This window comes from Uruburuella testudinis (genome assembly GCF_022870865.1).
GTDB classification, from domain to species: Bacteria; Pseudomonadota; Gammaproteobacteria; order Burkholderiales; family Neisseriaceae; genus Neisseria; species Neisseria testudinis.
On the sequence record NZ_CP091508.1, the window covers coordinates 1,380,597 to 1,406,695 of the forward strand.

Annotated in this window: 19 protein-coding genes; 10 read left to right on the plus strand and 9 right to left on the minus strand. The window is 53.3% G+C overall.

The window, feature by feature from the left end:
- Positions 1-381 precede the first annotated feature (381 nt).
- The 6 genes from LVJ83_RS06370 (at position 382) to LVJ83_RS06395 (ending at position 7,363) form a co-directional block, all read left to right on the plus strand.
- Positions 382-2,661 carry an NADP-dependent malic enzyme gene (locus tag LVJ83_RS06370; protein WP_244787405.1) on the plus strand — a complete coding sequence of 760 codons (2,280 nt, stop codon included), beginning with the start codon at positions 382-384 and terminating at the stop codon, positions 2,659-2,661.
- A 134-nt stretch (positions 2,662-2,795) separates the two neighbouring features.
- Entirely contained in the window at positions 2,796-3,401 is a 606-nt protein-coding gene (locus LVJ83_RS06375; RefSeq protein ID WP_244787407.1) for a DUF4230 domain-containing protein, read from the plus strand.
- A 22-nt stretch (positions 3,402-3,423) separates the two neighbouring features.
- Positions 3,424-3,921: a thiol peroxidase gene (gene tpx, locus LVJ83_RS06380; RefSeq protein WP_244787409.1), complete on the plus strand. Its 498-nt coding sequence runs from the start codon at positions 3,424-3,426 to the stop codon at positions 3,919-3,921.
- Between the two features lie 345 nt (positions 3,922-4,266).
- Complete coding sequence (locus LVJ83_RS06385; protein ID WP_244787411.1) at positions 4,267-6,189, plus strand: ATP-binding cassette domain-containing protein; 1,923 nt, start codon at positions 4,267-4,269, stop codon at positions 6,187-6,189.
- A gap of 296 nt (positions 6,190-6,485) precedes the next feature.
- Complete coding sequence (locus LVJ83_RS06390; RefSeq protein WP_244787413.1) at positions 6,486-6,839, plus strand: hypothetical protein; 354 nt, start codon at positions 6,486-6,488, stop codon at positions 6,837-6,839.
- Positions 6,836-7,363, plus strand: coding sequence for a hypothetical protein (locus LVJ83_RS06395; protein ID WP_244787415.1), 528 nt, complete (start codon positions 6,836-6,838; stop codon positions 7,361-7,363). The genes LVJ83_RS06390 and LVJ83_RS06395 overlap by 4 nt, the downstream gene beginning before the upstream one ends.
- Before the next feature lie 725 nt (positions 7,364-8,088).
- On the opposite strand, the gene LVJ83_RS06400 is transcribed toward LVJ83_RS06395, so the two are convergent.
- Positions 8,089-9,717, minus strand: coding sequence for a CTP synthase (locus LVJ83_RS06400; protein WP_244787417.1), 1,629 nt, complete (start codon positions 9,715-9,717; stop codon positions 8,089-8,091).
- Between the two features lie 142 nt (positions 9,718-9,859).
- A complete protein-coding gene (locus LVJ83_RS06405) occupies positions 9,860-10,282 on the minus strand; it encodes a Spy/CpxP family protein refolding chaperone (protein ID WP_244787419.1) in 423 nt (140 codons plus the stop codon).
- Positions 10,283-10,472: 190 nt separating this feature from the next.
- Here LVJ83_RS06405 and rpe point away from each other — a divergent pair, with 190 nt between their 5' ends.
- From rpe to LVJ83_RS06420, 3 genes are all read left to right on the plus strand, one after another.
- The gene (gene rpe, locus LVJ83_RS06410; protein WP_425316023.1) at positions 10,473-11,162 is read left to right on the plus strand and encodes a ribulose-phosphate 3-epimerase; all 690 of its coding nucleotides are present in this window, start codon (positions 10,473-10,475) and stop codon (positions 11,160-11,162) included.
- Between the two features lie 642 nt (positions 11,163-11,804).
- Entirely contained in the window at positions 11,805-16,271 is a 4,467-nt protein-coding gene (gene gltB, locus LVJ83_RS06415; RefSeq protein ID WP_244787421.1) for a glutamate synthase large subunit, read from the plus strand.
- Between the two features lie 138 nt (positions 16,272-16,409).
- A complete protein-coding gene (locus LVJ83_RS06420; protein WP_244787423.1) occupies positions 16,410-17,840 on the plus strand; it encodes an FAD-dependent oxidoreductase in 1,431 nt (476 codons plus the stop codon).
- Between the two features lie 999 nt (positions 17,841-18,839).
- On the opposite strand, the gene cueR is transcribed toward LVJ83_RS06420, so the two are convergent.
- Together cueR and LVJ83_RS06430 are read right to left on the minus strand one after the other, a co-directional pair.
- The gene (gene cueR, locus LVJ83_RS06425; protein ID WP_244787425.1) at positions 18,840-19,241 is read right to left on the minus strand and encodes a Cu(I)-responsive transcriptional regulator; all 402 of its coding nucleotides are present in this window, start codon (positions 19,239-19,241) and stop codon (positions 18,840-18,842) included.
- 144 nt (positions 19,242-19,385) lie between these two features.
- Entirely contained in the window at positions 19,386-20,150 is a 765-nt protein-coding gene (locus LVJ83_RS06430; RefSeq protein ID WP_244787427.1) for a sulfite exporter TauE/SafE family protein, read from the minus strand.
- 249 nt (positions 20,151-20,399) lie between these two features.
- Here LVJ83_RS06430 and LVJ83_RS06435 point away from each other — a divergent pair, with 249 nt between their 5' ends.
- Positions 20,400-21,344 (plus strand): class I SAM-dependent methyltransferase, encoded by a 945-nt coding sequence (locus LVJ83_RS06435; protein ID WP_244787429.1) that lies wholly within the window; start codon positions 20,400-20,402, stop codon positions 21,342-21,344.
- A 234-nt stretch (positions 21,345-21,578) separates the two neighbouring features.
- On the opposite strand, the gene LVJ83_RS06440 is transcribed toward LVJ83_RS06435, so the two are convergent.
- From LVJ83_RS06440 to hscA, 5 genes are all read right to left on the minus strand, one after another.
- On the minus strand, positions 21,579-22,544 hold the full coding sequence (locus LVJ83_RS06440) for an SPFH domain-containing protein (protein ID WP_244787431.1): 966 nt from the start codon (positions 22,542-22,544) through the stop codon (positions 21,579-21,581).
- A gap of 24 nt (positions 22,545-22,568) precedes the next feature.
- Positions 22,569-22,991: an NfeD family protein gene (locus LVJ83_RS06445; protein ID WP_244787433.1), complete on the minus strand. Its 423-nt coding sequence runs from the start codon at positions 22,989-22,991 to the stop codon at positions 22,569-22,571.
- Between the two features lie 302 nt (positions 22,992-23,293).
- On the minus strand, positions 23,294-23,488 hold the full coding sequence (gene iscX / locus LVJ83_RS06450) for a Fe-S cluster assembly protein IscX (protein ID WP_244787677.1): 195 nt from the start codon (positions 23,486-23,488) through the stop codon (positions 23,294-23,296).
- A gap of 223 nt (positions 23,489-23,711) precedes the next feature.
- On the minus strand, positions 23,712-24,053 hold the full coding sequence (fdx, locus tag LVJ83_RS06455; protein WP_244787435.1) for an ISC system 2Fe-2S type ferredoxin: 342 nt from the start codon (positions 24,051-24,053) through the stop codon (positions 23,712-23,714).
- Between the two features lie 120 nt (positions 24,054-24,173).
- The gene (gene hscA / locus LVJ83_RS06460) at positions 24,174-26,036 is read right to left on the minus strand and encodes a Fe-S protein assembly chaperone HscA (RefSeq protein WP_244787437.1); all 1,863 of its coding nucleotides are present in this window, start codon (positions 26,034-26,036) and stop codon (positions 24,174-24,176) included.
- Between the last annotated feature and the right edge of the window lie 63 nt (positions 26,037-26,099).

Consider the following 26,099-nt stretch of genomic DNA (forward strand, 5'->3'; position numbering starts at 1 on the left):
GCATTCGATTGCGTTGAAAAGCCTGGCAAGACGGCTGATCTTACTGTGTTTTTCCCGATATCTGCACACTCAGGCATAAAAATCCCCCTTAAATCGAATGGTCAGGACAGCCTAGGGTGTCCTAACCATTCAGAATGATTCAGATTTTTTGTGATAAAAGTGCAGATGCAAGGCAAAAAACGCAGCAAGATTGGGCATCTTGCGAGGCTTTTTAACGCAGCAGATGTGCTTTTAGCGCAAAAAAGATGATGATATATGACACATCAGGACAGCCTAGTATCCGCAAGCATACTACACGTGATAACATACGGGTTTTAAGAGGCCGTCTGAAAAGGTTTCAGACGGCCTGAACAAACCCATAAAACCATCAGGATAATCAGCATGGACGATTTAATCAAAGAAGCTGCCCTACATTTTCACGAATACCCCAATCCCGGCAAAATCCAAGTGGCGCCCACCAAGCCGCTGGCCACCCAATACGACCTCTCTTTGGCTTATTCGCCCGGTGTTGCCGCGCCCTGTATGGAAATTTACAACGATCCGCTCGCTTCCTACAAATACACCGCCCGCGGCAATCTGGTGGCGGTGATTTCCAACGGCACCGCCGTGCTGGGTTTGGGCAATATCGGCGCACTGGCCGGTAAGCCGGTGATGGAAGGCAAGGGCGTGTTGTTTAAAAAGTTTGCCGGTATTGATGTGTTTGATATCGAAGTCAACGAAACCGACCCTGATAAAATTGTCGACATCATCGCCTCGCTGGAGCCGACTTTCGGCGGCATCAACCTGGAAGACATCAAAGCGCCCGAATGTTTTTATATTGAGAAAAAACTGCGCGAGCGGTGCAATATTCCCGTGTTTCACGATGACCAGCACGGCACCGCCATCATCACCGCAGCGGCAGTGCTGAACGGTTTGCGCGTGGTCGGCAAAGACATCGAACACGCCACGCTGGTGTGTTCCGGTGCCGGCGCGGCGGCGATTGCCTGCCTCAACCTGCTGGTGGCGCTGGGCATGAAGCGCGAAAACATCACCGTGTGCGATTCCAAAGGCGTGATTTACCAAACGCGTGAAGACAAAGACCGCATGGACGAATCGAAAAAACACTATGCCGTGGCCGACAACGGCCAGCGTGTTTTGGCCGATGCCGTGCCCGGAAAAGATATTTTCCTCGGCCTCTCCGGCGCCAATGTTTTGAGCACCGATATGCTCAAAACCATGAATGACAACCCGATTGTGCTGGCATTGGCCAACCCGCAGCCCGAAATCTGGCCGCCGGAAGCCAAAGCCGCCCGCCCCGATGTGATTATCGGCACCGGCCGTTCCGATTTTCCGAACCAGGTCAACAATGTTTTGTGCTTCCCGTTTATTTTCCGCGGTGCGCTGGATGTGGGCGCCACCACCATTAATGAAGAAATGAAGCTGGCCTGTGTGCGCGCGATTGCCGATTTGGCGATGGCCGAGCAAAGCGACGTGGTAGCGGGCGCTTACGGCGATGCCGATTTGCACTTCGGCCCCGAATACCTGATTCCCAAGCCTTTTGATCCGCGCCTGATTGCCACTATTGCACCGGCGGTTGCCAAAGCGGCGATGGATTCCGGCGTGGCCACCCGCCCGATTGAAGACATGGGCGCGTATATCGACAAACTGAATCAGTTTGTTTACAAAACCAGCCTGTTTATGCGGCCGGTGTTTGCGCAAGCCAAAAAAGACGTCAAACGCGTGGTGCTGGCAGAAGGTGAAGACGAGCGTTCATTGCACGCCGCCCAACAGATTGCCACCCAAAAGCTGGCGTTCCCTGTGTTGGTCGGCCGCACCGCGGTAATTGAAGAACGCCTGCAACATCTCGGCCTTACCATTCAGCCGGGCAAAGATTTTGAGCTGATCGACAACGAAAACAACCCGCATTATGAAGAATCTTGGCAGGAATATTACAGCCTGCTCAAGCGCAAGGGCGTTACCGAAGAAATGGCCCGCCGCCGCCTGCTGGCCAACAGCACGCTGGTGGGCGCGCTGATGGTGCGATTGGGGCATGCCGATGCGCTGGTGTGCGGCACGGTCGGCCGCTACCGCGACCATTTCAAAATCATGGAAGAAGTGATCGGCTACAACAACCCTGAGCAGCATGCGTTTGCCATGAATGCGCTGATTTTGAACCAAGGCAATTTCTTTATCGCCGACACTTATGTCAACGCCGACCCCACCGCCGAACAGCTGGCGCAGGGCACGTTGATGTGTGCCACCGAAATGCAGCGTTTCGGCATCACCCCCAAAGTGGCGTTGTTGTCGAATTCCAATTACGGTTCGATTGATAACGAATCCAGCCGCAAAATGCAGAAAGCCCTGAAGCTGATTCAGCAGCAAAACCCCGAATTGCAGATCGACGGCGAAATGCAGGGCGATGCGGCGATGATGGAAGAAATGCGTCAGCAGATTTTCCCCGAAAGCACCTTCAAAGGCTCGGCCAATCTGTTGGTGATGCCCAATATCGAAGCGGCCAACATCAGCTATAACCTGCTGCGGGTGTCGTCTTCAAACGGCATTACCATCGGCCCGATTCTGATGGGTCTAAACAAGCCTGTGCACATTGTTACCCCGATTTCCACCGTGCGCCGCATCGTAAATATGGTGGCCTTGGCGGCTGTGGATGCGCAACGCCAATAAGCTTGTGATAACAGTATCAGGCCGTCTGAAAAGTTTTCAGACGGCCTGATTTATTTGAATGGATATCAAGTGAGTGCTTGAAATCTCTGCAAGCAGCACCATCTCTTAGCAATCACAACCTCAAATCTGCCCGTATGAAAACTTTGCTCCGCTTATTGATGGTGGTGGTTTTGCTGACTGCCGCCGCTGCTGCCGTTTGGTTTTTCCGGCAGCAAACGGCACAACCGCAACCGGTGCTCACACGGGAGGGCGTGCTCACGCAAATCCAGAATCTCAACCGCCTGGAAAGCACGGCTTTTTATATCGATACCATCATCAAAACCGAAAAGCCGGGCAATTGGTATGCATTGTGGCAGGATTCGCAAACCGGCCTGTTTATGGCGCACGGCAGGGTGGTGGCAGGGGTGGATTTGAACAAACTCACCGCAGAGCATGTTAACGTGGTCAACGATAAAATCATACTCAGCCTGCCGCCGGTGGAAATTTTAAGCGTGAGTTTGGATAATCTCGATGTTTACGACATCAAAACCGGATCGCTCGGCCTGCACCCGATTGATAAGAGTGTGTTTCAAACCGTGCAGGAGCAGGCCAAAAAACAAGTGTTGCAAAGCGCCTGCAAAGCCGATATTTTAAACCATGCGCAAAATCAGGCGCAGCAACAGCTCGAAACCTTGTTTGCCCTGGTGCAAACCCCCGTATCGGTGTATCCCGCCGCTTTACCGGTGTGTGAAGCAGCTTAACCCGCAAGAGAAAGGAAGTGTTATGTCGCAAGTTACCTTACAAGGCAAGCCCGTAGAAGTGGGCGGAACGTTTTTGGCTGCCGGCCAGAGTGCGCCCGATTTTACATTAACAGCCAATGATTTGTCGGATAAAACGCTGGCCGATTTTTCGGGCAAGCGTAAAATCATGAATATTTTCCCCAGCGTAGACACCGGCGTTTGTGCCAAATCGGTACGCACCTTCAACGAAAAAGCCGCAGCGTTGGATAACACCGCCGTGTTGTGTATTTCTGCGGATCTGCCGTTTGCACAAGCCCGTTTCTGCGGTGCCGAAGGCATTGACAACGTTACCATGCTTTCCAGCTTCCGCAGCAGCTTTGCCCGTGATTACGGCGTGTCTATCGACAGCAGCGGCATGCGCGGCCTCAATGCCCGTGCAGTGGTGGTGTTGGATGAAAACAACCGGGTGCTGCACAGCGAATTGGTCGGCGAAATCGCCAATGAGCCGGATTACGAGGCCGCGCTGGCGGTTTTAGGGTAAGCACCCGCTACATGGCCGCGCAATAACGTAGCGGCAACTCCTTAATCACAGATGAGGCCGTCTGAAAACTGATTTTCAGACGGCCTCAGTTTATTGAATGTGAGTTCGGGATAAGAAAATTCCAAAAGAAAGAGCAGCCGAACCACAGAAAGCTAAGCAAAAATAATTGATAGGCACGGGCGGGCGGGCATTGCGGTTTTGTTCCCGCTCCATTCCAACAGGTCAGGGCGGGGGTAAAGTCATAGCTCATGGATGATCTCTTATTCCGAGCTCACATTATTTATTTCTCAAAAGCAAAGCCCAAATCAGGTAAAATAACGCCTTTGCCTGCCACTTGCACCCATCATGATAGAAATCAAAAACCTCACCCTCCAGCGCGGCTTGAAAGTCTTGCTGAATCAGGCCGACCTGACCATCAATCCCAACCAGCGCGTGGGTTTGATCGGCAAAAACGGCAGCGGCAAATCCAGCCTGTTTGCCCTGATAAAAGGTGAAATTTCGGCAGATGGCGGCGATGTGCAGATACCCAAACACTGGCGTTTGGCTGCAGTGGCTCAAGAAACCCCGGCGCTGGATACTTGTGCATTGGATTATGTGCTGCAAGGGGATGAGCAGTTGCAACAGCTGCAAGCCGCCTTGGCTCAGGCCGAAGCGCATAACGAGGGTATGAAGCAGGCCGAATATCATGCCAAGCTGGAAGAAATCGATGCCTACACCGCTCCGGCGCGGGCAGCCAAACTGTTAAGCGGATTGGGGTTTTCCCAACAAGAGCACACCAAACCGGTGAGCGCGTTTTCCGGCGGCTGGCGCATGCGCCTGAATCTGGCGCAAGCCTTGATGTGCCGCGCCGATCTGCTGTTGCTTGACGAGCCGACCAACCATCTGGATTTGGAAACCGTGCTGTGGCTGGAAAACCATCTTGCCGGGCTGGCGTGCACGCAAATCATCATTTCGCACGACCGCGATTTTCTCAATGCCACCACCACCCAAACCGTAGAGTTGGCCAACCAAAAGCTCAGCCAATACGGCGGCAACTATGATTTTTACCAAACCGAACGTGCGCAACGGTTAGCGCAGCAGCAAGCGGCTTATGTGAAGCAGCAAAGCCAAATCAAACACCTGCAATCGTTTATCGACCGTTTTAAAGCCAAAGCCACCAAAGCCGTGCAGGCGCAAAGCCGTATGAAAGCGCTGGCGAGGCTGGAGCGCATCGCACCGGCGCATTTGGACAGCGAATTTTCATTTGCATTCGACACCCCGGCGCATCTTCCCAACCCCTTGTTGAAGCTGGATAAAGTTGATTTGGGCTATGGCAGCGATGTGGTTTTGCACAACTTGAGCCTGTCGCTCGAAAGTGGTGCGCGTTACGGGCTGTTGGGTGTGAACGGCAGCGGCAAATCCACATTGATTAAAGCGCTTTCAGACGGCCTCAAGCCTTTAAGCGGGCAGATTATCCGGGCCGACAAGCTCAATATCGGCTATTTTGCCCAGCACCAGTTGGATACCTTGCGCGCCGACCAAAGCCCGCTGTGGCATATCCAACAGCTTGCTCCTGAAGTCAAAGAGCAGGAAATCCGTAATTTTTTGGGCGGCTTCAACTTTGTCGGCGATATGGCGCTGCAAAAAATCGAACCGTTTTCCGGCGGCGAAAAAGCGCGTTTGGCGCTGGCCATGATTGTTTGGCAAAAGCCTAATCTGCTGCTGCTTGACGAGCCGACCAACCATCTCGATTTAGACATGCGCCATGCACTGACGCTGGCTTTGCAGAGTTTTCAAGGCGCGCTTATCGTGGTATCGCATGACCGCAGCCTGCTTGAAGCCACCACAGATCAGTTTTTATTGATTCATCAAGGCCGTCTGAATGAGTTTGACGGCGACTTGAATGATTACCGCCAATGGCGTTTGGCGCAGGAAAATGCCGCCGCCGCTCCGGCTGCATCTGCGCAGACACAGAGCCGCAAAGATACCAAAAGACTGGAAGCACAAATCAGGCAGGAGCGCACGCGCCGTTGCAAGCCTGTGCAGCAGCAAATCGATAAAGCGGAAAAAGAAATGGCCGGTTTGGCTGAAAAACAAAATGCATATGAAGCATTTTTGGCACAAGAAAGCGCCTATTCTGATGAAAATAAAGCCAAATTGCAGCAAACACTCGCCGAGCTGGCCGAAGTCAAAGTAAAATTATCCCAATTGGAAGAAAACTGGTTGGGCTGGCAGGAAGAATTGGAGCAGATTCATCAAGCGATTGATGCTGAATTCGCTGCCGGCTGATTGATATCCATTCACAAAAATAACCTAACGGCGTTAGCTCGCCTGAGCGCGAAGAGGGCTGTTTTTGCTAAGGCGTTGAAGCGCCAAGTCAACCAGCCCTGTAGTGAATGTACTGTCTTCGCCTGGTTATCGTGAAATGAATAAAAAGTGCTGCGGCATTGCTGCGCCTTGTCATACCGGCTGTATTGTCTGCGGCTTGCTGCCTTATGTCACTTCTTACTTTTGTGAAGGGTATCAGGGTGTTCTAACCATTGCTAACATCATCTTTTTTGCACTAAAAACACAGGGGATTGTGAATGAAAAAATGGTTTGCCGCCGCAACCTGCTGCATGGCGCTGCCCTTAGCGGCCGCGCCGGTGTATACCTGTCGAAACGGCACAGAAACCGTATACACTTCAGAACCGCTTGGCCATTGCCGGGAAGACAAATTACCGGGCATCAGCCGCTACGAGGGTGCTGCCGCCTCATTGAAACCGGCTGCCAAACGCAAACCGAAAGCCGTTCAAAAAACACCGCAACGCAGCAGCAAAGCCTCATCCCGCAAAACAAGCGCCCAAACCGGCGCTAAGCAAGCCGGGCAGAAACGCATCAAAGGGCAGGGCAATAAAGGCTTCCCGGCGGTTGCAGGTAAAGAAGTTCAAGCAAGATGAAAAAATTAGCCATGATTGTGGGCGCAGGCATAGGGATGCTCACGGTGCACCCAAGCCACGCCGCTAAAATTTATACCTGTGTGATTAACGGCGACACCGTATACACTTCAAAACCTTCCGGCAACTGCCGTTCTGCCGATTTGCCGCCGATTGGCCGCTACAGCAGCGCCCGTTATGATGCGCCGCCCAAGGCTTCCGGCAGGCAGGCGGCACCGGTGCGCAGCGGCACGGCAAAAAATCTGCCTGCACAGCCGGGGCAGTCAAGAGAAAACACTGCTGTCGCCAAGACGGCCGCCCCGCCTGCGCCCAAAAATACAGCAATCGGCAATGGCCGCCGCGCCATTTTAGAGCAAGAATTGGCCAACGAGCGTCAGGCGCTGGCCGATGCCCGTCAGGCACTCGCCGGCGCCCGTGCCGCCAAAAACGGCACGGTTAACCAGCAATTGATCAGCAATCTTCAAAGCAGTGTGCTCGACCGCCAGCAAAATATTCAAGCTTTGCAGCGCGAATTGGGGCGGATGTAGCCAGATACAGCTATTTATTAATAATCAAACAGCATTATCCTGTACTCAAAGAGGGTCGCCTTGCTGGCTTACTTTTGTGAATGAGCACAACTCAGGCAGAACGTTCGCAGGCGGAGCCCAAGCTACGTTTGCGTTACCAACCGTTGCTGGTAATCTCATTAAAACAAGGCCGTCTGAAACCGCACTTTCACGGTTTTCAGACGGCCTTAACCTATCGGCAAACGCTTACCGGCGAGGTTGACCAACACCCCATTCGGCATCGCTGTGATGGTAAGCTGGATGGTAGTGTGGATCTGCCCACGAATAAAAACAGAATAAATAATGTGAATTCGGGATAGGATAGCCCATGAGATATAAATCTTTCACGATTTTACCCCCACCCTCACCCTCACCCGTTGGAATGGGGGAGGGAACAGATTGCGACAACACCAACCGAATGCTGTCCTGAGTATTCAGAACGATTCAGATTTTTTGTGATAAAAGTACCGATAACAGGCAAAAAACGCGGTAATGCTGGGCATCTTGCGAGACGTTTTTAACGCAGCAGTTGCGTTTTTAGGAGTGAACAGCACCCATAAATTGAATAATCAGGACACCCTAGCTGCACTGCCTTCGGCGTGCTGTCTTTTTGTGAATCGGTATGTATTGTAAAGTAGAGGCCGTCTGAATATGCTTAATAGCTTTCAGACGGCCTCTATCGTTTATGATACTTTGATCAAGCAACATCAGGCTTTTTTGTTGGCCAGTGCTGCTTTGATGTAAGCGGTGAAAAGCGGATGGCCTTTACGCGGCGTGGAGGTGAATTCCGGGTGGAACTGGCAGGCAAAGAACCAAGGATGTTCCGGCAGCTCGATGGTTTCAACCAAGCGCTCGCGGCCGGCGGATACGCCGCCGATAACCAGGCCGGCTTTTTCCAGCTCGGGCACGAAGTTGTTGTTGACTTCATAGCGGTGGCGGTGGCGCTCTTTGATTGTGGTGCCGCCGTAAATTTTGGCGGCCAGGCTGCCTTCTTTGAGCTCGACTTCTTGGGCGCCCAAACGCATGGTGCCGCCGAGATCGGTGTTTTCGTCGCGGGTTTCCACGCTGCCGTCGGCGGTTTGCCATTCATCGATCAATGCAATCACGGGATAAGGTGTTTTGAGATCGAATTCGGTGGAATTGGCATCCTGCATGCCGGCGATGTCGCGGGCGTATTCAATCAGGGCGATTTGCATGCCCAGGCAGATGCCCAAATAGGGAATCTGGTTTTCACGCGCGTATTTCACAGCGGCGATTTTGCCTTCTACACCGCGGATGCCGAAGCCGCCCGGCACCAAGATGGCATCCATGCCTTTGAGGCTGTCGATACCTTCTTTTTCGATGGCTTCGCTGTCGACATAGGTGATTTGCACGTTGGTATCGGTGTGGATGCCGGCGTGTTTCAGCGCTTCAGTGAGCGATTTGTAGGATTCGGTCAGGTCGACATATTTGCCGACCATGGCGATTTTTACGGCATGTTTGGGGTTTTCGATGGCGTAAACGATTTTTTTCCACTCGGTTAAGTCGGCTTGCTGGACATTCATCTGCAATTGCTCGCAAATGATGTTGTCGATGCCCTGGTCGTGCAGCATTTTCGGGATTTTGTAGATGCTGTCGGAATCATAACAGCCGATGACGGCGCGCTCTTCCACGTTGCAGAAGAGGGCGATTTTGCGTTTTTCGTCTTCGGGCAGGATGCGGTCCATGCGGCAGATCAATACATCGGGCTGGATGCCGATTTCGCGCAACTCTTTCACTGAATGCTGGGTGGGTTTGGTTTTGATTTCGCCGGCAGCAGCAATATAGGGCACGTAGCTCAAGTGGACAAACAAGGTGTTGCTGCGGCCAAGCTGGCTGCGCATCTGGCGGATGGCTTCCAGAAAGGGCAGCGATTCGATGTCGCCCACGGTGCCGCCGATTTCAACAATGGCAACATCGTTGCCGGCCGCGCCTTCATGCACTTTGCGCTTGATTTCGTCGGTAATGTGCGGAATCACCTGCACGGTGCCGCCCAAATAATCGCCGCGGCGTTCTTTGGCAATCACCGATTCGTAAACCTGGCCGGAAGTGAAGTTGTTGCGCTTCATCATGGTGGAGTTGATAAAGCGCTCGTAGTGGCCGAGATCGAGGTCGGTTTCGGCGCCGTCTTCGGTCACAAATACTTCGCCGTGCTGAAACGGGCTCATGGTGCCGGGGTCGACATTGATATAGGGGTCGAGCTTGAGCATGGTGACTTTCAAGCCGCGGGATTCAAGAATGGTTGCAATAGAAGCGGCGGCGATACCTTTGCCTAATGAAGACACTACGCCGCCGGTTACAAAGATAAACTTGGTCATGATGGTTGCCGCTCAGTTGGAATCCGTAATTCTACCTTGAACACGGATGGCTGGCAAACGCAAGCGGCCTTATATATGAAATATCAAAAGGCCGTCTGAAAACATGATAACGGGTTTCAGACGGCCTCGATATGAAATATATTTATTTCAGGCAGGCATTGAGCCATTGGCGGCGCTGGCCTGGTGTGAGCAGTTGGTAGATGCGGTGCTGAACCTGCATTTCTTCCACGGCAAAATCAATGCTGGCCAGATAACGGCCGCTGATGTAGTTACGGGCATTTTCGTGATTAAACGGCTCTTCTGAAAGAATTTTCACAATCTCACGGCGCCGCTGGCGGCTGGTGCGGTCGGTTTTTTTTGCGGCCGAATCGAGGGTTTTTTTATACTCGTCGCGGATAATGCGCATCTCGGTATGCTGCTCTTTAGTGAGGGAAAGCTTGCGGATGTCGCAATTGGGGTGGAAATCGTCCAAGCGTGATGTAAGCGGGGAGGCTTGGGTTGCGGCTGAGAACCCTGCACACAGCGCGGTTGCTGCCAGCAGCCGGGTTAATCGGTTAGGTTTCATTAGGCTCTGCACTCAGTTTCCCCAAAATGTTTAATCGGTGTGAAATATAACGGATTGGCGTGTGAAAAGCGGTATAATCCCGGTTAACTTTGGTTAACGGCGGCATTTTTACGATAAAACCGCCGTATTGTCTGTTTTTGGAAATTATCAGAACGGGGCGGCAGATGCCGGCCGACACGGAGGAAATATCGTGCAGAAATTTCGTATTGCACCCAGTATTTTATCAGCAGATTTTGCCCGTTTGGGCGAGGAGGTGAGCCGTGTTATCGAAGCCGGCGCCGATTTGATTCACTTTGATGTGATGGATAATCATTATGTGCCCAACCTGACTTTCGGGCCGATGGTGTGCCAGGCGTTGAAACCTTATGCCACCGTGCCGGTGGATGTGCATCTGATGGTGGAGCCGGTAGATGATTTGATTCAGTCATTTGCCCGGGCCGGTGCCGATATCATCACATTCCACCCCGAAGCGAGCCGCCATGTCGACCGCAGTTTGAGCCTGATTAAAGATGCCGGCTGCCGGGCCGGGCTGGTGCTGAATCCGGCTACGCCTGTGTATCTGTTGGAAAATGTGCTTGAGCGCTTGGATATGGTGTTGCTGATGTCGGTCAACCCCGGTTTTGGGGGGCAGAGCTTTATTCCGCAAACTTTGGTGAAAACACGGCAGGTGCGTGATTTGCTGGATATGTATGCAGGTGAAAGCGGCCGCCGGATTGCGCTTGAAGTGGATGGCGGCATCAAGGTCGACAATATTGCTGCGGTGGCGGCGGCCGGTGCCGATACGTTTGTGGCCGGCTCGGCCATTTTCGGCCAGCCGGATTACAAGGCGGTGATTGATGCTATGCGGGTTGAGTTGGCTGCGATAGACGGGGGAAAATAATCAGTATGGTTTGCCTGATTTATTGACTGTAGCGTTGACGTGCTAAGTTGGCAGGCGCTGTATGTGTGTGGTTTTCAAGCTGCCCTTACCATGATGACGAAGTTGAACGGCTTTATTTTTGTTGCTTCAAAAAGAATTTGACAAAGATTTCAGCTTGTTTGATAGGTTGATACGGTCAATAGCCGGTCAAATCATCTGGCGTGTATTGAAATTACATTACAGGCCGTCTGAAAAGTTTTTCAGACGGCCTGATTTTGTCAACAGTCTGGCCGGCCATATCTTATGCGGCAGTGGTGCGGCGACTGTGATGAGATTGAATAATCGACAGATAAAAATCAGTTTTATACAAAGTTGTTAGTTTGTGTTAATTTGAATTAAAAATGCTGATAAATTTATTTTTGAAAAATTAAATTTCAAATTGTAGGAAAATTTTGTATTTATTATTTTTATTCAAGCTGATTTGCTGAGACGCTGTGTATGTAAAATCTTAAAAAACCTTTGACGATTGCCGACAATTTCCGTATTTTAGGAAGACTTAAACTTAATTATGACACTGCATCTGCTGCATGCCGAAATGCAAGTATTTAAATTACAAATCAAGCGGGTGCGCCTCTACCATTGTCTTTGCAGGAAAGGTTTATCATGTCCATGCTGTATGATCGCACACTAGAAAAAGAAAACTGCGGTTTCGGCCTTATCGCCAATATCGACGGCGAGCCGAGCCATAAAGTGGTGCGCACCGCCATTCTCGGCTTGTCGCGGATGCAACACCGCGGCGCGATTTTGTCTGACGGCAAAACCGGTGATGGTTGCGGCCTGCTGCTGCAAATGCCGAAAACCTTCTTTCAAGCCGTTGCGGCAGAAGAAGGCTTTACATTGGCGCAAAATTTTGCCGTCGGCCAGATTTTTCTGCCTGACGATGAAGAATTGGCGCAACAATACATCAATATCATCAATGAAGAGTTGATCGAAGAAACACTGGGCGTTGCTGCATGGCGCGAAGTGCCGGTGAATGTGTCGGTGTTGGGGTCGATTGCCGCGGCCGATATGCCGAAAATACGGCAAGTGTTTATCAACGCGCCGAGCGGTTGGCGCATTCAGGATATCGAGCGGCGTCTGTTTGTGGCGCGCCGCCGTATCGAAAAACGCATCGATCACGATGATTTTTATATTTGCAGCCTTTCCAACCGCACCATCATTTACAAAGGCTTGTGCATGCCGAAAGACTTGCCCAAGTTTTATCTTGATTTGGCCGATTTGCGTATGCAGTCTGCCATCTGCCTGTTTCACCAGCGCTTTTCTACCAACACCATGCCGCGCTGGAAGCTGGCGCAGCCGTTTCGCTATCTGGCGCACAACGGCGAAATCAACACCATTTCCGGTAACCGTGCCTGGGCGCGCGCGCGCGCCTATAAATACCGCACGCCGCTGATTCCCGATTTGGCCACTGCCGCACCGTTTGTGAATGAAACCGGCTCGGATTCCAGCTCGCTCGACAATATGTTGGAGTTATTTGTGAACGGCGGCATGGATTTATTCCGCGCCATGCGTTTGCTGGTGCCGCCTGCCTGGCAGCAAAACCCCGATATGGACGACAATCTGCGCGCTTTCTATGATTTCAACTCGATGCATATGGAGCCGTGGGACGGCCCCGCCGGCATTGTGCTTTCAGACGGCCGTTACGCCGCTTGCAATCTCGACCGCAACGGCTTGCGCCCGGCGCGCTATGTGGTAACGCAAGACCGCCTGATTACCATTGCTTCCGAAGTCGGCATTTGGGATTACGCACCTGATGAAGTGGTGGAAAAAGGCCGTGTCGGCCCCGGCCAATTGTTGGTGATTGATACCAAAAACGGCAAAATGCTGCACTCTGACGAAATCGACCAAGAATTGCGAGCCCGTCATCCTTATCGTGCCTGGCTGGATAAAAACGTACAGCGCCTGATTCCGTTCGAGCAGCTGCCGGAAGACGAAGTGGGTGAGGCGGCGATGGATAATGAGCAGCTCGCCGTTTACCAAAAACAGTTTCTTTACGACCGCGAAGAGCTGGAAAGCATCGTGCGTGTGATGGGCGAAAACGGCCAGGAGCCTGTGGGCTCGATGGGCGATGATGCGCCGTTTGCCGTATTGAGCGAGCGAGCGCGCCTGATTTACGATTATTTCCGCCAATATTTTGCGCAAGTAACCAATCCGCCGATCGACCCGCTGCGTGAAGCGCATGTGATGAGCCTGACCACCAGCATCGGCCGCGAAATGAGTGTGTTTTTTGAAGCCGAGGGCATGTCGAGCCGGGTGAATTTCAAATCGCCGGTATTGCTGTATTCAGATATGCAGCAACTGTTGCGCCTGCCGCAGGAGCATTACAAACACGTGGTATTGGATGCGGTTTACAACCCGGCTGAAATCAGCCTGAAAGATGCGGTCGAGCGTTTGTGCGGCGAAGCCGAAGCTGCCGTGCGTAATGGGGCGGTGCTGTTGGTATTGTCCGACAAAGCCATCAGCAAAACATTGCAGCCGATTCCGGCGCCGTTGTTTGTGGGCGCAGTGCAAAACCGCCTGGTGGAAACCAATTTGCGCTGCGATGCCAATATGATTGTGGAAACCGCTTCTGCCCGCAATCCGCACCATTTCGCCGTATTGATCGGTTTGGGCGCAACTGCCGTTTATCCTTATCTGGCTTATGAAAGCCTGGCGCATATGGTTAATGTGGGCGCGATTACCAAACCGATGCGTGTGGTAATGAGCAATTTCCGCAACAGCGTGAATAAAGGCCTGTATAAAATCATGTCGAAAATGGGGATTTCCTGCATTTCCTCATACCGTTGTGCCCGCCTGTTTGAAGTCGTGGGCTTGAACAGCGAAATCACATCGCTGTGCTTCCCCGGTATCACCAGCCGCGTGGAAGGCGCATCGTTTGCCGATTTGCACGACCAATTGTGCGCCATGCGCAAACGTGCCTGGCAGCGCAGCAAAGAAGTAGATGCCGGCGGCCTGTTGAAATTCAAACCGCAGGGCGAATATCACGCTTACAACCCCGAAGTGGTCAACACCATTCAGGCGGCCTGCAACAGCGGCGATTACAGCAAATACCGCCTTTACGCAGATGCCGTGAACCATCGTCCGGTGGCCACCATTCGCGATATGCTGCGCTTGAAAACCGAAGGTCGCGAGGCCATCAGTGTGGATGATGTCGAACCGGCTGAAAACCTCTACAAACGCTTCGACAGCGCCGCGATGTCGATCGGTGCGCTCAGCCCTGAGGCGCACGAGGCGCTGGCGGTGGCCATGAACCGCTTGGGCGGCTATTCCAACTCAGGCGAGGGCGGCGAAGACCCGAAACGTTACGGCACTGAGAAAGTATCGCGCATCAAACAAGTGGCTTCCGGCCGTTTCGGTGTGACGGCGGCTTATCTGATGAGCGCTGATGTGATTCAGATTAAAGTGGCTCAAGGTGCCAAGCCGGGCGAGGGCGGCCAATTGCCGGGCGACAAAGTAACGCCTTACATTGCCCAGCTGCGCTATGCCGTGCCGGGTGCAACACTGATTTCACCGCCGCCGCATCACGATATTTATTCGATTGAAGATTTGGCGCAGCTGATTTTCGATTTGAAGCAGGTAAATCCGGGCGCTTTGGTGTCGGTGAAGCTGGTTTCTCTGCCGGGCGTGGGCACCATTGCCACCGGCGTAGCCAAAGCCTATGCCGATCTGATTACCATTTCAGGCTATGACGGCGGCACCGGCGCAAGCCCCTTGAGCAGCGTTAAATATGCCGGCTCGCCATGGGAGCTGGGTCTGGCCGAAGCACAGCAGGCGCTGGTGGAAAACAACCTCCGCCATAAAATCCGCCTACAAGTAGACGGCGGCCTGAAAACCGGCCTTGACATCATTAAAGCCGCCATTCTCGGCGCGGAAAGCTTCGGCTTCGGCACCGGCCCGATGGTTTCGCTGGGCTGCCGCTATCTGCGCATTTGCCATCTGAACAACTGTGCCACCGGTATTGCCACCCAAGACGACACCTTGCGCAGCAAGCATTATCACGGCCTGCCCGAAAAAGCGATGAATTACTTTAAATTTATCGCCCAAGATGTGCGTGAAATCATGGCCGGGCTGGGTGTCGGCAAGCTCACCGATTTAATCGGCCGCACCGATTTGCTGGAAATCATCGAAGGCAAAACCGCCAAACAGCGCGGCCTTGATTTGAGCAGACTGCTGTATGCGCCGAAAGTGCCGCAAGGCAGCGCCCGTTTTTGCACGCAAAACAACGATCCGTTTGACAAAGGCCTGCTCAACAAAGCCATTGTCGAGCAGGTGCGGCTTGCTTTTGAGAGCGGCGGCAGCATGGATGTGAATTTCGACATCAGCAATCTCGACCGTTCCGTAGGCGCAACCCTGTCGGGCATGATTGCCAAGCAATACGGCAACCGCGGCAATGCCGAGCAGACTTTTAATATTAATTTGAACGGCACCGCAGGCCAGAGTTTAGGCGTGTGGCTGGCCGGCGGGGTTCACCTCAACCTGACCGGTGATGCCAACGACTATGTGGGCAAAGGCATGGCCGACGGCCGCATCGTCATCAAGCCGCACAACGGCGCGGCATTTAAGGCCGAAGAGGCCACGATTGCCGGCAATACCTGCCTTTACGGCGCCACCGGCGGCGAGCTGTTTGCCGCCGGGCGGGCGGGCGAGCGTTTCGGCGTGCGCAATTCCGGCGCCATTACTGTGGTTGAAGGCATCGGCGACAACGGCTGCGAATACATGACCGGCGGCGTGGTAACCGTGCTGGGCAAAACCGGCATTAACTTCGGCGCAGGCATGACCGGCGGTTTTGCCTATGTGTTGGATGTTGACGGCCGCTTTAAAGGCCGCATCAACCCGGAAATGGTAGAAGGCCTCGGCATTGCCGATTTGCCGATGCACCAAGAGCATTTGCGCGGCCTGATTTCCCGTCATGTGGAGTTGACCCGCAGCGCCCAAGGCGAGCGCATCTTGTCGCATTGGGAAGATTATGTCGACCAATTTGTGCTGGTAAAACCGAAAGCCAACGATGTTAATGCCTTGTTGGGCCACAAACGCCGCACGGTTACCGAATTGCGTGCCATTACCCAATAAAGCCGCAGAAGGCCGTCTGAAAACCGTTATGCTGTTTTCAGACGGCATCAGCAGCATCGGATGAACAATGAAGTGTTCAGACGGCCTCAAAAACATCAGGCCGTCTGAAACCAAGAATAAGTTTGCAAGGAACTACACATGAGCCAACGCGAAAATATCTATCAATTTATCGATTTGCCGCGCGTCGATCCGCCGAAAATCCCGTTAAATAACCGCAAAACCACATTTGTGGAAATTTATCAGGCCTTTACCGATACACAGGCACAGGCGCAGGCCGACCGCTGTTTGGCTTGCGGCAATCCCTATTGCCAAAACAAATGCCCGTTGCATAACAACATCCCCAACTGGCTGCGCCTGGCCAATGAAGGCCGTATTATCGAAGCGGCCGAATTGGCGCACAGCACCAACAGCCTGCCCGAAGTGTGCGGCCGCGTATGCCCGCAAGACCGTTTGTGCGAAGGCGATTGCACCCTGAATGCCGAATTCGGTGCCGTTACCATCGGCAATGTAGAAAAATACATTACCGAAAAAGCTTTTGAAATGGGCTGGCGGCCTGATTTGCACGATGTTCCCCGTGCCGGCAAAAAAGTAGCCGTTATCGGCTCCGGCCCGGCGGGCTTGGGTTGTGCCGATGTGTTGGCGCGCAACGGTGTAGACGTTACTGTGTATGAGCGCCAGCCTGAAATCGGCGGCCTGCTGACTTTCGGCATTCCTTCATTCAAACTGGAAAAAGAAGTGATGGTGCGCCGCCGCGAAGTTTTTGGCGGTATGGGCATCGAATTCAAATTGGGCGTGGAAATCGGCAAAGATGTGATGCTGGATGAATTGGTGGACGAATACGATGCTGTGTTTCTCGGTGTCGGCACTTACCAAGGCATGAAAGCCGGTATTCCCAACGAAGAAGCCGAGGGCGTTTATTCTGCGCTGCCGTTTTTAATCGGCAACACCCAAAACCTGCTCCGCTTCGACAGCCCCGATTATGTGAGCATGGCGGGCAAGCGCGTGGTGGTGTTGGGCGGCGGCGATACAGCGATGGATTGCGTGCGCACTTCCGTACGCCAAGGCGCGGCAGAGGTAACTTGCGTATACCGTCGTGATGCTGCCAATATGCCGGGCAGTAAAAAAGAATTTACCAACGCCAAAGAAGAGGGCGTGGCATTCCAATTCAACGCCCAGCCCGTTGCTATCGAGGCCGAGCCTGTGGCGGTAGAAACCGATGCAGCCGGCAAGGTTAGCGGCATCCGCATTGTTAAAACCCAAATGGGCGAGCCGGATGAAAACGGCCGCCGGCGCGCCGAAATCATCGCCGGCAGCGAAGAAGTGATTGCCTGCGATGCGGTGATTGTGGCGTTTGGTTTTGCGCCGCACCAAATGCCGTGGTTGGAAAGCGTGGGCGTTACCACCGACCGCCGCGGCAGAATTGAAGCAGCCGGCCGTTACAAACAGCAAACCGCCAACCCGAAAATCTTTGCCGGCGGTGACATCACCCGCGGTTCTGATCTTGTGGTAACCGCCATTGCAGAAGGGCGTGATGCTGCTGAGGGCATTTTGGATTGTTTGGATATTTGATTATCCGGTAACACAAGAGGCCGTCTGAACATATTTCAGACGGCCTCTTGTGTTATGCAAAAATAATATTTTGGTTTTGAATGTAGTATAAAACGATATAACGTAAGTTTGGATAAGAAAATGCCGAAAAATAGCAGCCGATTGGTAGCAAGTTGCTGTTTAAAAAATAAAAACCACAAGAAGACTATTGTTAAAGTGAAATTAATTGACGACAGAAAGCTGAGCAAAGTTGATTCATACGCACGGACTAGGGTGTCCTGATAGCGCCGTATTTTATGCGGGTTAGACAATCATCGGGCTGCCGGATTGCCGGACATCAAGTTTTGTCCGGTAGCATTCGGTTGGTGTCGCGGCATTCTGTTGCTCCGTTCCAACGGAGGAGGGTCAGAGTATCCTGATGTGTTATATATCATCATCTTTTTGCGCTAAAAGCACATCTGTTGCGTTAAAAAGCCGGGCAAGGTGCTCAGTCTGGCTACGTTTTTTGCCTGGCATCTGCACTTTTATCACAAAAAATTTAAGTCATTCTGAATGGTCAGGACACCCTAGGTGGGGCAAAGCAGCAAGCATTTGTCGGATACTTGTATCCGACAAATGCTTCGATATTCCTGTGATTCCAAATGATTTTGGTCGTCTGAAAAATGTCGGATTCGAGAGTCCGGCCTACAGGGCTTATAGCACGGATTTTGTTCACGGAATCCTGCGTATGTAAAGGCCGTCTGAAAGAAAGTGCTTTCAGACGGCCTGACCTGTTTTAAAAGTCATGCCTCATAAAAGTAGACCAACGCTGTTAGATAGATTATTTTTGTGAAGGGCATGGCTCGTGCAAAAACTCCGCAAAGCCTGCTTACTGTGCGCCTTTACGCCCTTTGTCCGTTTTCTCACAGTTATACTTGATTTGACCTTGACCCTATCTGAAAACAATTGGCGGTTTATGGGTTTGATAGCCGTTCAAATTAATCATGATACAGAGCAGCATAGGATGGTTCAGCCGAACGGTTATAGGGTATTTTGTGTGTCGGAAAGCCGGTCGATAATGGCGCAGTCGGGATCGGCATTGCCTTTGCAGCAGTCGTGCCAGCTTTGCAGGGTGTCGGCCATGCTTTGCAGGCGGGCGATTTTTTGATGCAGGGTGTCGAGATGCCCGCCTACCAATTGCTTCACTTCGGCGCTGGTGCGGTGTGGACTGTTTTTCAGGTTTAACAAGGTTTGGATTTGGGCGAGTGAAAAGCCGACGTCGCGGGCGTGTTTGATAAAGCGCAGTGTGTCGAGGTCTTGGCTGCCGTATTGGCGGTAGCCCGATTGGCTGCGTTGGGCGGGGCTGATCAGGCCGATGTGTTCGTAATCCCTGATCATTTTGCTGGTTAAGCCGGTAAGTTTGGCGGTTTCGCTGATATTCATGCTGAGAGGCCGTCTGAAAGATTAAGGTAAATATAGGGGCGGGCCGTTTTTATTCAATGAAGCATTGTTTGATGGTTTCACAACATCAAACTGCCGGTCTGCACATCCGGCAACAAACTGTGGAAAAGCGTGATTGAACGCGCATTAATGCAATAAATCCCAGCCGAATTTGCCGATCATGATACACAGCAGCACCATAAAGCCGTAGCGCAGAAACCGGCTGCCGCCGCGCATGGCCAGATGGGCGCCGACGAGCCCGCCGCTGAGGTTGGCTGCGGCCAGCGGCAGCGCCCATGCCCAGACAATGTGGCCGTTGGGCACAAAAAAGCTGAGGGCGGCAAAGTTGGTGGTAAGGTTGATCACTTTGGCGGATGCGGTGGCGGTCAGGAAATCGTAAGCGAAAAAACGCACAAAAATAAAGGCCAACAGGCTGCCGGTGCCGGGGCCGAACACGCCGTCATACAGGCCGATCAGGGCGCCAAAAAACAGACCCCAAGCGGTTTCTTTGCGTGAAAGGGCGGTGGTGCGGGCAACTTGGCCGAGATCTTTTTTGAAAAACGTGTAAACAAACATGGCGGCCATAATCACCAGCATGGCCGGTTTCATGTATTGCACGGGAATATAGGCTACCAGTTGTGCGCCGCCGTATGAGGCCAAAAAAGCCAACACAGCCGCGGGCAGCAGCATTTTCCAAGGCACGGCGATGCGGCGGATGAATTGGCCGGTGGCTGTCAAGGTGCCGCAAAAAGAGGCGAATTTATTGATGCCCATCACGGTGGCTACAGGCATATTGCGTGGCAAAAAGTTAAACAGGCCGGGAATCTGCAATAAGCCGCCGCCGCCCACGGCTGCATCCATCAGCCCGGCCAAAAAACCGAGTGTGAGCAGGAAAATAAGTTGGGCATCCATGATGTTGTGAAGATGTGAATAGAAAAGTGTAGTTTACACAAAAAGCGGCCGGTCAGATATAGAACACACCGGCTTATTTTACTGTGCCGCTGTCTGTTTGCACTTGGGCGGTTGGGGTATTTATGTCGCAGCGGTTTCCTTTCTGAAAGTGCCGTTTGGGGCAGCAGCAGATCGCAACAGCCCGTTGTGTGGCCTGTTGAGATTTGCTGTAAAATGGCGGTTTTACCAACACATCAGGCCGTCTGAAACATGAGCGACATTACCGCATTTGCCAACCGTTTGGGCAAAAATGCCAAACACTATCTGAAATGGGCGCGCCGCAACGGCATCGAGGCCTGGCGCCTGTATGACCGCGATATTCCGCAATATCCGTTTGCCATTGATGTGTATGGTGAACAAATCCACCTGCAAGAATACGATACCGGCTGGCTGATGCCGCCTGAAGCCTATGAAACTTGGCTTGCCGAAGTGCAGGAGGCAGTGGCTTTTATTACCGGTTTTGCGCCGGGGCAAATTCATCTGAAACGGCGCGAACGCCAAAAAGGCACGCAGCAATATGAAAAAACCGGCAAGGCCGGCGCTGATTTTACGGTGGCTGAAAACGGGCGCCGGTTTTGGGTAAATTTAGAAAAATATCTCGATACCGGCCTGTTTCTCGACCACCGCAACACCCGCAAACGCGTGGGCGAAATGGCGGCCGGCAAGCGTTTTTTGAATTTGTTTGCCTACACCGGCAGCTTTACCGTGTATGCCGCCACCGGCGGTGCGGCTGCCAGCGAAACGGTGGATTTGTCCAACACCTATCTGGATTGGGCGCGGCGTAATTTTGCATTAAACGGCATGGATGAGGGCAAACATGCCATTGTGCGCGCCGACGTGTTTCAATATCTTCAGACGGCCTCAGAAGCGGGCAAGCGTTTCGACCTGATTGTGATGGATCCGCCCAGCTTTTCCAACAGCAAGAAAATGCTCGATATTTTGGATATCCAGCGCGACCATATGCGCCTGATTGACGGTGCGATGGCTTTATTAGCCGACAACGGCGTGTTGTTTTTCTCAAACAATCTGCGCAGCTTTGAATTGAGCCCGGATGCGGGTGGGCGGTATGCGGTGAAAGATATTTCCAAACAATCGGTGCCGGAAGATTTCCGCAACAAAAAAATCCATCAGTGTTGGGAAATCCGGCATCGTTGAGCCGGCGCTTGTTGAGCATTTATACTCATGCACAACAGTAAGCTGGCCAGGCGGCGAGTCGGAGGCAGTACACACATACGGAGCCGGTTGGCTTGGTGCTTCAGCGCTTGAGGGAAACCGGTTTTCTTCGAGAACAGGCAAGTTAAAGCAGTTAGATTATTAGGTGAATGAGTATAAAAATAGGCCGTCTGAATCTTGGTTTTCAGACGGCCTTTTGATGATGCGGCAATGTGCTTACGGTTTGATCACGCTTTTATTGCCTTCAACGATTTTCAGCCCGGCCGACACCAGGGCGCCGATGTCCGCTACATTGGCAGGCATGATTAAGGTATTGTTTTCTTTAGCCAGTTTGCTGAAAGCTTCAACATATTGTTCGGCCACTTTCAAATTAACCGCTTCGTTGCCGCCCGGGTGCTGCAATGCGGCGGCTACGGCGCGGATGGCGTCGGCATTGGCATCGGCCACCAGGCGCAGGGCTTCGGCTTCGCCTTGGGCGCGGTTGATTTGGGCGATTTTCTGGCCGTTTGATTCATTGATGGCGGCCTGCATTTCGCCTTCGGATTGTTGGATATCGGCTTCGCGGCGGCCGCTGGCAAGGTTGATTTGCTCGATTTTGCGGCCTTCTGATTCGGCGATGCGGGCGCGTTTTTCACGCTCGGCGGTGATTTGCGCCTGCATAGAGCGCAGGATTTCTTGCGGCGGCACCAAATCTTTGATTTCGTAGCGCAACACTTTTACGCCCCACGAGACGGCGGCCTGATCGAGTGAGGCGACCACAGTGGCGTTGATGTCGTCGCGTTCTTCAAAGGTTTTATCCAGCTCCATGCGGCCGATAACCGAGCGCAGCGTGGTTTGCGCCAGTTGGGTAATGGCCATGATGTAGTTGCTGGAGCCGTAAGAGGCAAGCTTGGGGTCGGTAACTTGGAAATAGATGATGCCGTCGACCGTGAGCTGGGTGTTGTCGCGGGTGATACATACCTGGCTGGGCACGTCGAGCGGGATTTCTTTCAGGGTGTGTTTGTAGGCGATGCGGTCGACAAACGGAATCAGAATGTTCAGGCCGGGATTGAGCACTTTGTGGAAACGCCCCAAGCGTTCCACCACGTAGGCTTCTTGTTGCGGCACCACGGTAAACGATTTGAAGCCGAATATAATCACGGCCAGTAAAATCAGAATGGGGAAGCTGAGCAGCAGTTCCATAAGTTCTCCTTTAATGTGAACGGGTTAATGCAGGTGGATCAGCAAAAGGTTGCCTTGTTTGCCGGTAATCACGCCGGTGGCCGGGGCCGGGTGCGGTGCGCTGATGTGGTTGACGGCCTGCGCCTGCCATTGTGCGCCGCGGTAGAGCACTTCGTATTGGTCGGTGTGAAGATGGCGCACAATCTGCACGGTTTGGCCGATGTCTAAATCGCTGCGGGCGGCTTCGACTTCGGGGGCGCGGCGGTGGCGGCGTATCCAGCCTTTTGCCCACCAAATGCCGATGGCGGCGAGTATGGCGGCAGTGATGACGCTGATGGCGGGGCTGTCAAACAACAGCGCAGCCAAGCCTGCGCCAAACAGTGCGGCGCTGACCACCAAGAGGTAAATGGTGCCGACAAACAGTTCGAAAATCAGAATCAGGGCGGCGGCGATAAACCAGCTCAACATGTTCGCGCTCCTTGTTGTTTGTTTGATGGTTTCAGACGGCCTGTGGTTGCAAGGCCGGGCTTGTGGATGTTTTGTTGTGTCGGCTTGTGCTTATCGGAACATCTGTTTGGGGGCAGCGTGGGTTCAGCCAAATAAAAACAACTTTCATCTGTTTGATAATAACAGAAGATGGGCTGCTTGGCGGTAAATACGGATAAATTTATGGATACAACCGTTAGAGAAACCGCCGCTAAGCGGAATGCGCGGAGGCCGTCTGAAAGATTGGTCGGATTTTTCAGACGGCCTTACAGATGCTCTGGTTTTTATTCGGCTTCGTCAATCCATGCTTGCTGAATGGCTTCGAGGATGCGTTCGCCGCTGCGGTCGGGGTCGTCGTCGAAATCAGGCAGCGCCAGCACCAGCTCACGCAGATGAGTGAAGCGGATGGTGGTCGGGTCGGTGTCGCCGTGGGTGTCGTAAAGCGCTTCGGCAATGCGTTGGGTGTCGGTCCATTTCATCATGTGTTCCTTTGTTTTGTGGCCGTCTGAAACTAATTAAGTGCCAGGGTGTCCTGATGTGTCATCTATCATCATCTTTTTTGCGCTAAAAGCACATCTGCTGCGTTAAAAAGCCTCGCAAGATACCTAATCTTACTGCGTTTTTTGCCTGGTATCTGTACTTTTATCATAAAAAAACTGAATAATTCTGAATGGTCAGAGCACTTCAGGACGGCTTGTCGGATTAATGGTGTTCGCGGGCGTGGTTGATGGTGTATTTGGGAATTTCTACCACCAAGTCTTCATCGGCTACGGCGGCCTGGCAGCTCAAGCGTGAGTCTGCCTCTAAGCCCCAGGCCTGATCGAGCAGGTCTTCTTCCAGCTCGGTCGGCTCTTCCAAGCTGTCGAAGCCTTTGCGGATAATCACGTGGCAGGTGGTGCAGGCGCAGGATTTTTCGCAGGCATGTTCGAGTTCGATATCGTGTTCGAGCAGTATGTCCAATACAGATTCGCCGACAGGGGCGTTTTCGATAATTTTGCCTTCGGGGCAGAGGGTGGCGTGGGGGAGCACGGTAATTTTCGGCATGTGTGTTCTCTTTGGAATGGTTTCAGACGGCTTGTCAGGCTTGGAGGCCGTCTGAAAAGGTATAACAGAGGTGGTTGATGATGAGGCGGCCTCAAAGCCTGTTTGGCCGTCTGAAAAAGTTTACAGGTTTTCTACGCTTTGGCCGGTGAGCGCGCGCTGGATGTTGCGATCCATGCGGCGGGCGGCGAAATCATCGGTGGCATGGCTGAGCGCGGCGGTGGCGGTGCGGATGTTTTCGGCACTGCCGTTTTGAATGCTGTCGGATACGTTGCTGATGGCGGCTTGCACGCCATTCAGTTCGTCGGTGCCCAGCAAATCGCTGTCAAGCGCAAGTGCGGCTTCAACGGCGGCAATCAGGCCTTCGGCTTCAACGGCGGCTTCGGCACGGGCGCGGGCGGCCATATCGTCGCCGGCTTTGTTCATGCCTTCTTTCAGCATTTGGGTAATGGTTTCGTCGTCGAGGCCGTAGGAAGGTTTGACTTCGATTTGCGCCTGTACGCCGGTGGACTGTTCGCGTGCAGACACGGAAAGCAGGCCGTCGGCATCTACTTGAAAGGTAACGCGGATGCGCGCGGCGCCGGCCACCATCGGCGGAATGCCGCGCAGGGTAAATTTGGCCAGGCTGCGGCAGTCGGCCACCAATTCGCGTTCGCCCTGCACCACGTGGATGGTCATCGCGGTTTGGCCGTCTTTGAAGGTGGTGAAGTCTTGCGCGCGCGCGGTGGGCAGGGTGGAATTGCGCGGAATCACTTTTTCGGCCAGGCCGCCATAGGTTTCGAGGCCGAGTGAGAGCGGGGTAACATCGAGCAACAGCCAGTCTTCTTCATTTTTGTTGCCTGCCAGCACATCGGCCTGCATGGCGGCGCCCAGCGCAACCACTTGGTCGGGGTTGAGGTTGTTGAGCGGGGTTTGGCCGAAAAAGGCGGCAACGGCTTGTTGTACATGCAGCATGCGGGTAGCGCCGCCGACCATAATCACACCTTTGATGTCGCTCTTGCCCACGCCGGCATCTTTCAGCGCCTGTTTGATAGGCTCGATGGTTTTGGCCACCAGATGTTGGGTGAGGTTGTGGAATTCTTGACGGGTGATGCGGGTGTCGACCGTGAGGCCGTCTGAAAGCGTGGCCTGAATAGTGGTGCTGGCATCATCGGTGAGCGCTTCTTTGGCTGCGCGGGTCAGGCTCAGCAGCAGTTGGCTGTCTTGCTCGTTTAATGGCGACAAGCCGTTTTGTTCGAGCAGGTGGCAAAACAGGCGGTGGTCGAAATCATCGCCGCCTAATGCGCTGTTGCCGCCGGTGGCTTTGACTTCAAACAGGCCTTTGGTGAGCTGCAACACGGATACATCAAAGGTGCCGCCGCCGAGGTCGTATACCACAAACGTGCCTTCGGAGCGGTTGTCCAAGCCATAGGCGATGGCGGCGGCTGTCGGCTCGTTTAAGAGGCGCAACACGTTTAATCCGGCCAGCCGCGCGGCATCTTTGGTAGCTTGGCGTTGGGCGTCGTCGAAATAGGCGGGCACGGTAATCACGGCGCCGGCAAGCTCGCCGCCGAGACCGGCTTCGGCACGTGCTTTGAGGGTGCGCAAAATGTCGGCGGATACGTCTATCGGGGTTTTGCTGCCTTGGCGGGTGTGCAATTCGATGATGCGCTCGTTGTTGCCGAAACGGTAGGGCAGGTAATGGCTGCCGGTTTTGAGGTCGGCCAGCGTGCGGCCGATCAGGCGTTTGGCAGAGCTGATGGTGTTGAGCGGGTCGATTTTCTGCGCTTTGAGGGCGTCGTGGCCGGTTTCTACACGACTGTCTTCGCAATAGCGCACCACCGAGGGCAGGGTGGCGCGGCCTTGTTCGTCGGTCAGGCAGACGGCGCTGCCGCTTTTAACGGCGGCCACCAGGCTGTTGGTGGTGCCGAGGTCGATACCGACGGCAAGGCGGTGTTGGTGTGGAGCGGCGGAGAGGCCGGGTTCGGCGATTTGCAAAAGTGCCATTTTTGTCTTGTGCCTTTGGGTATTGGTGTGTTGGCGGCTATTTTAGCAGATTCGGTGCGGATA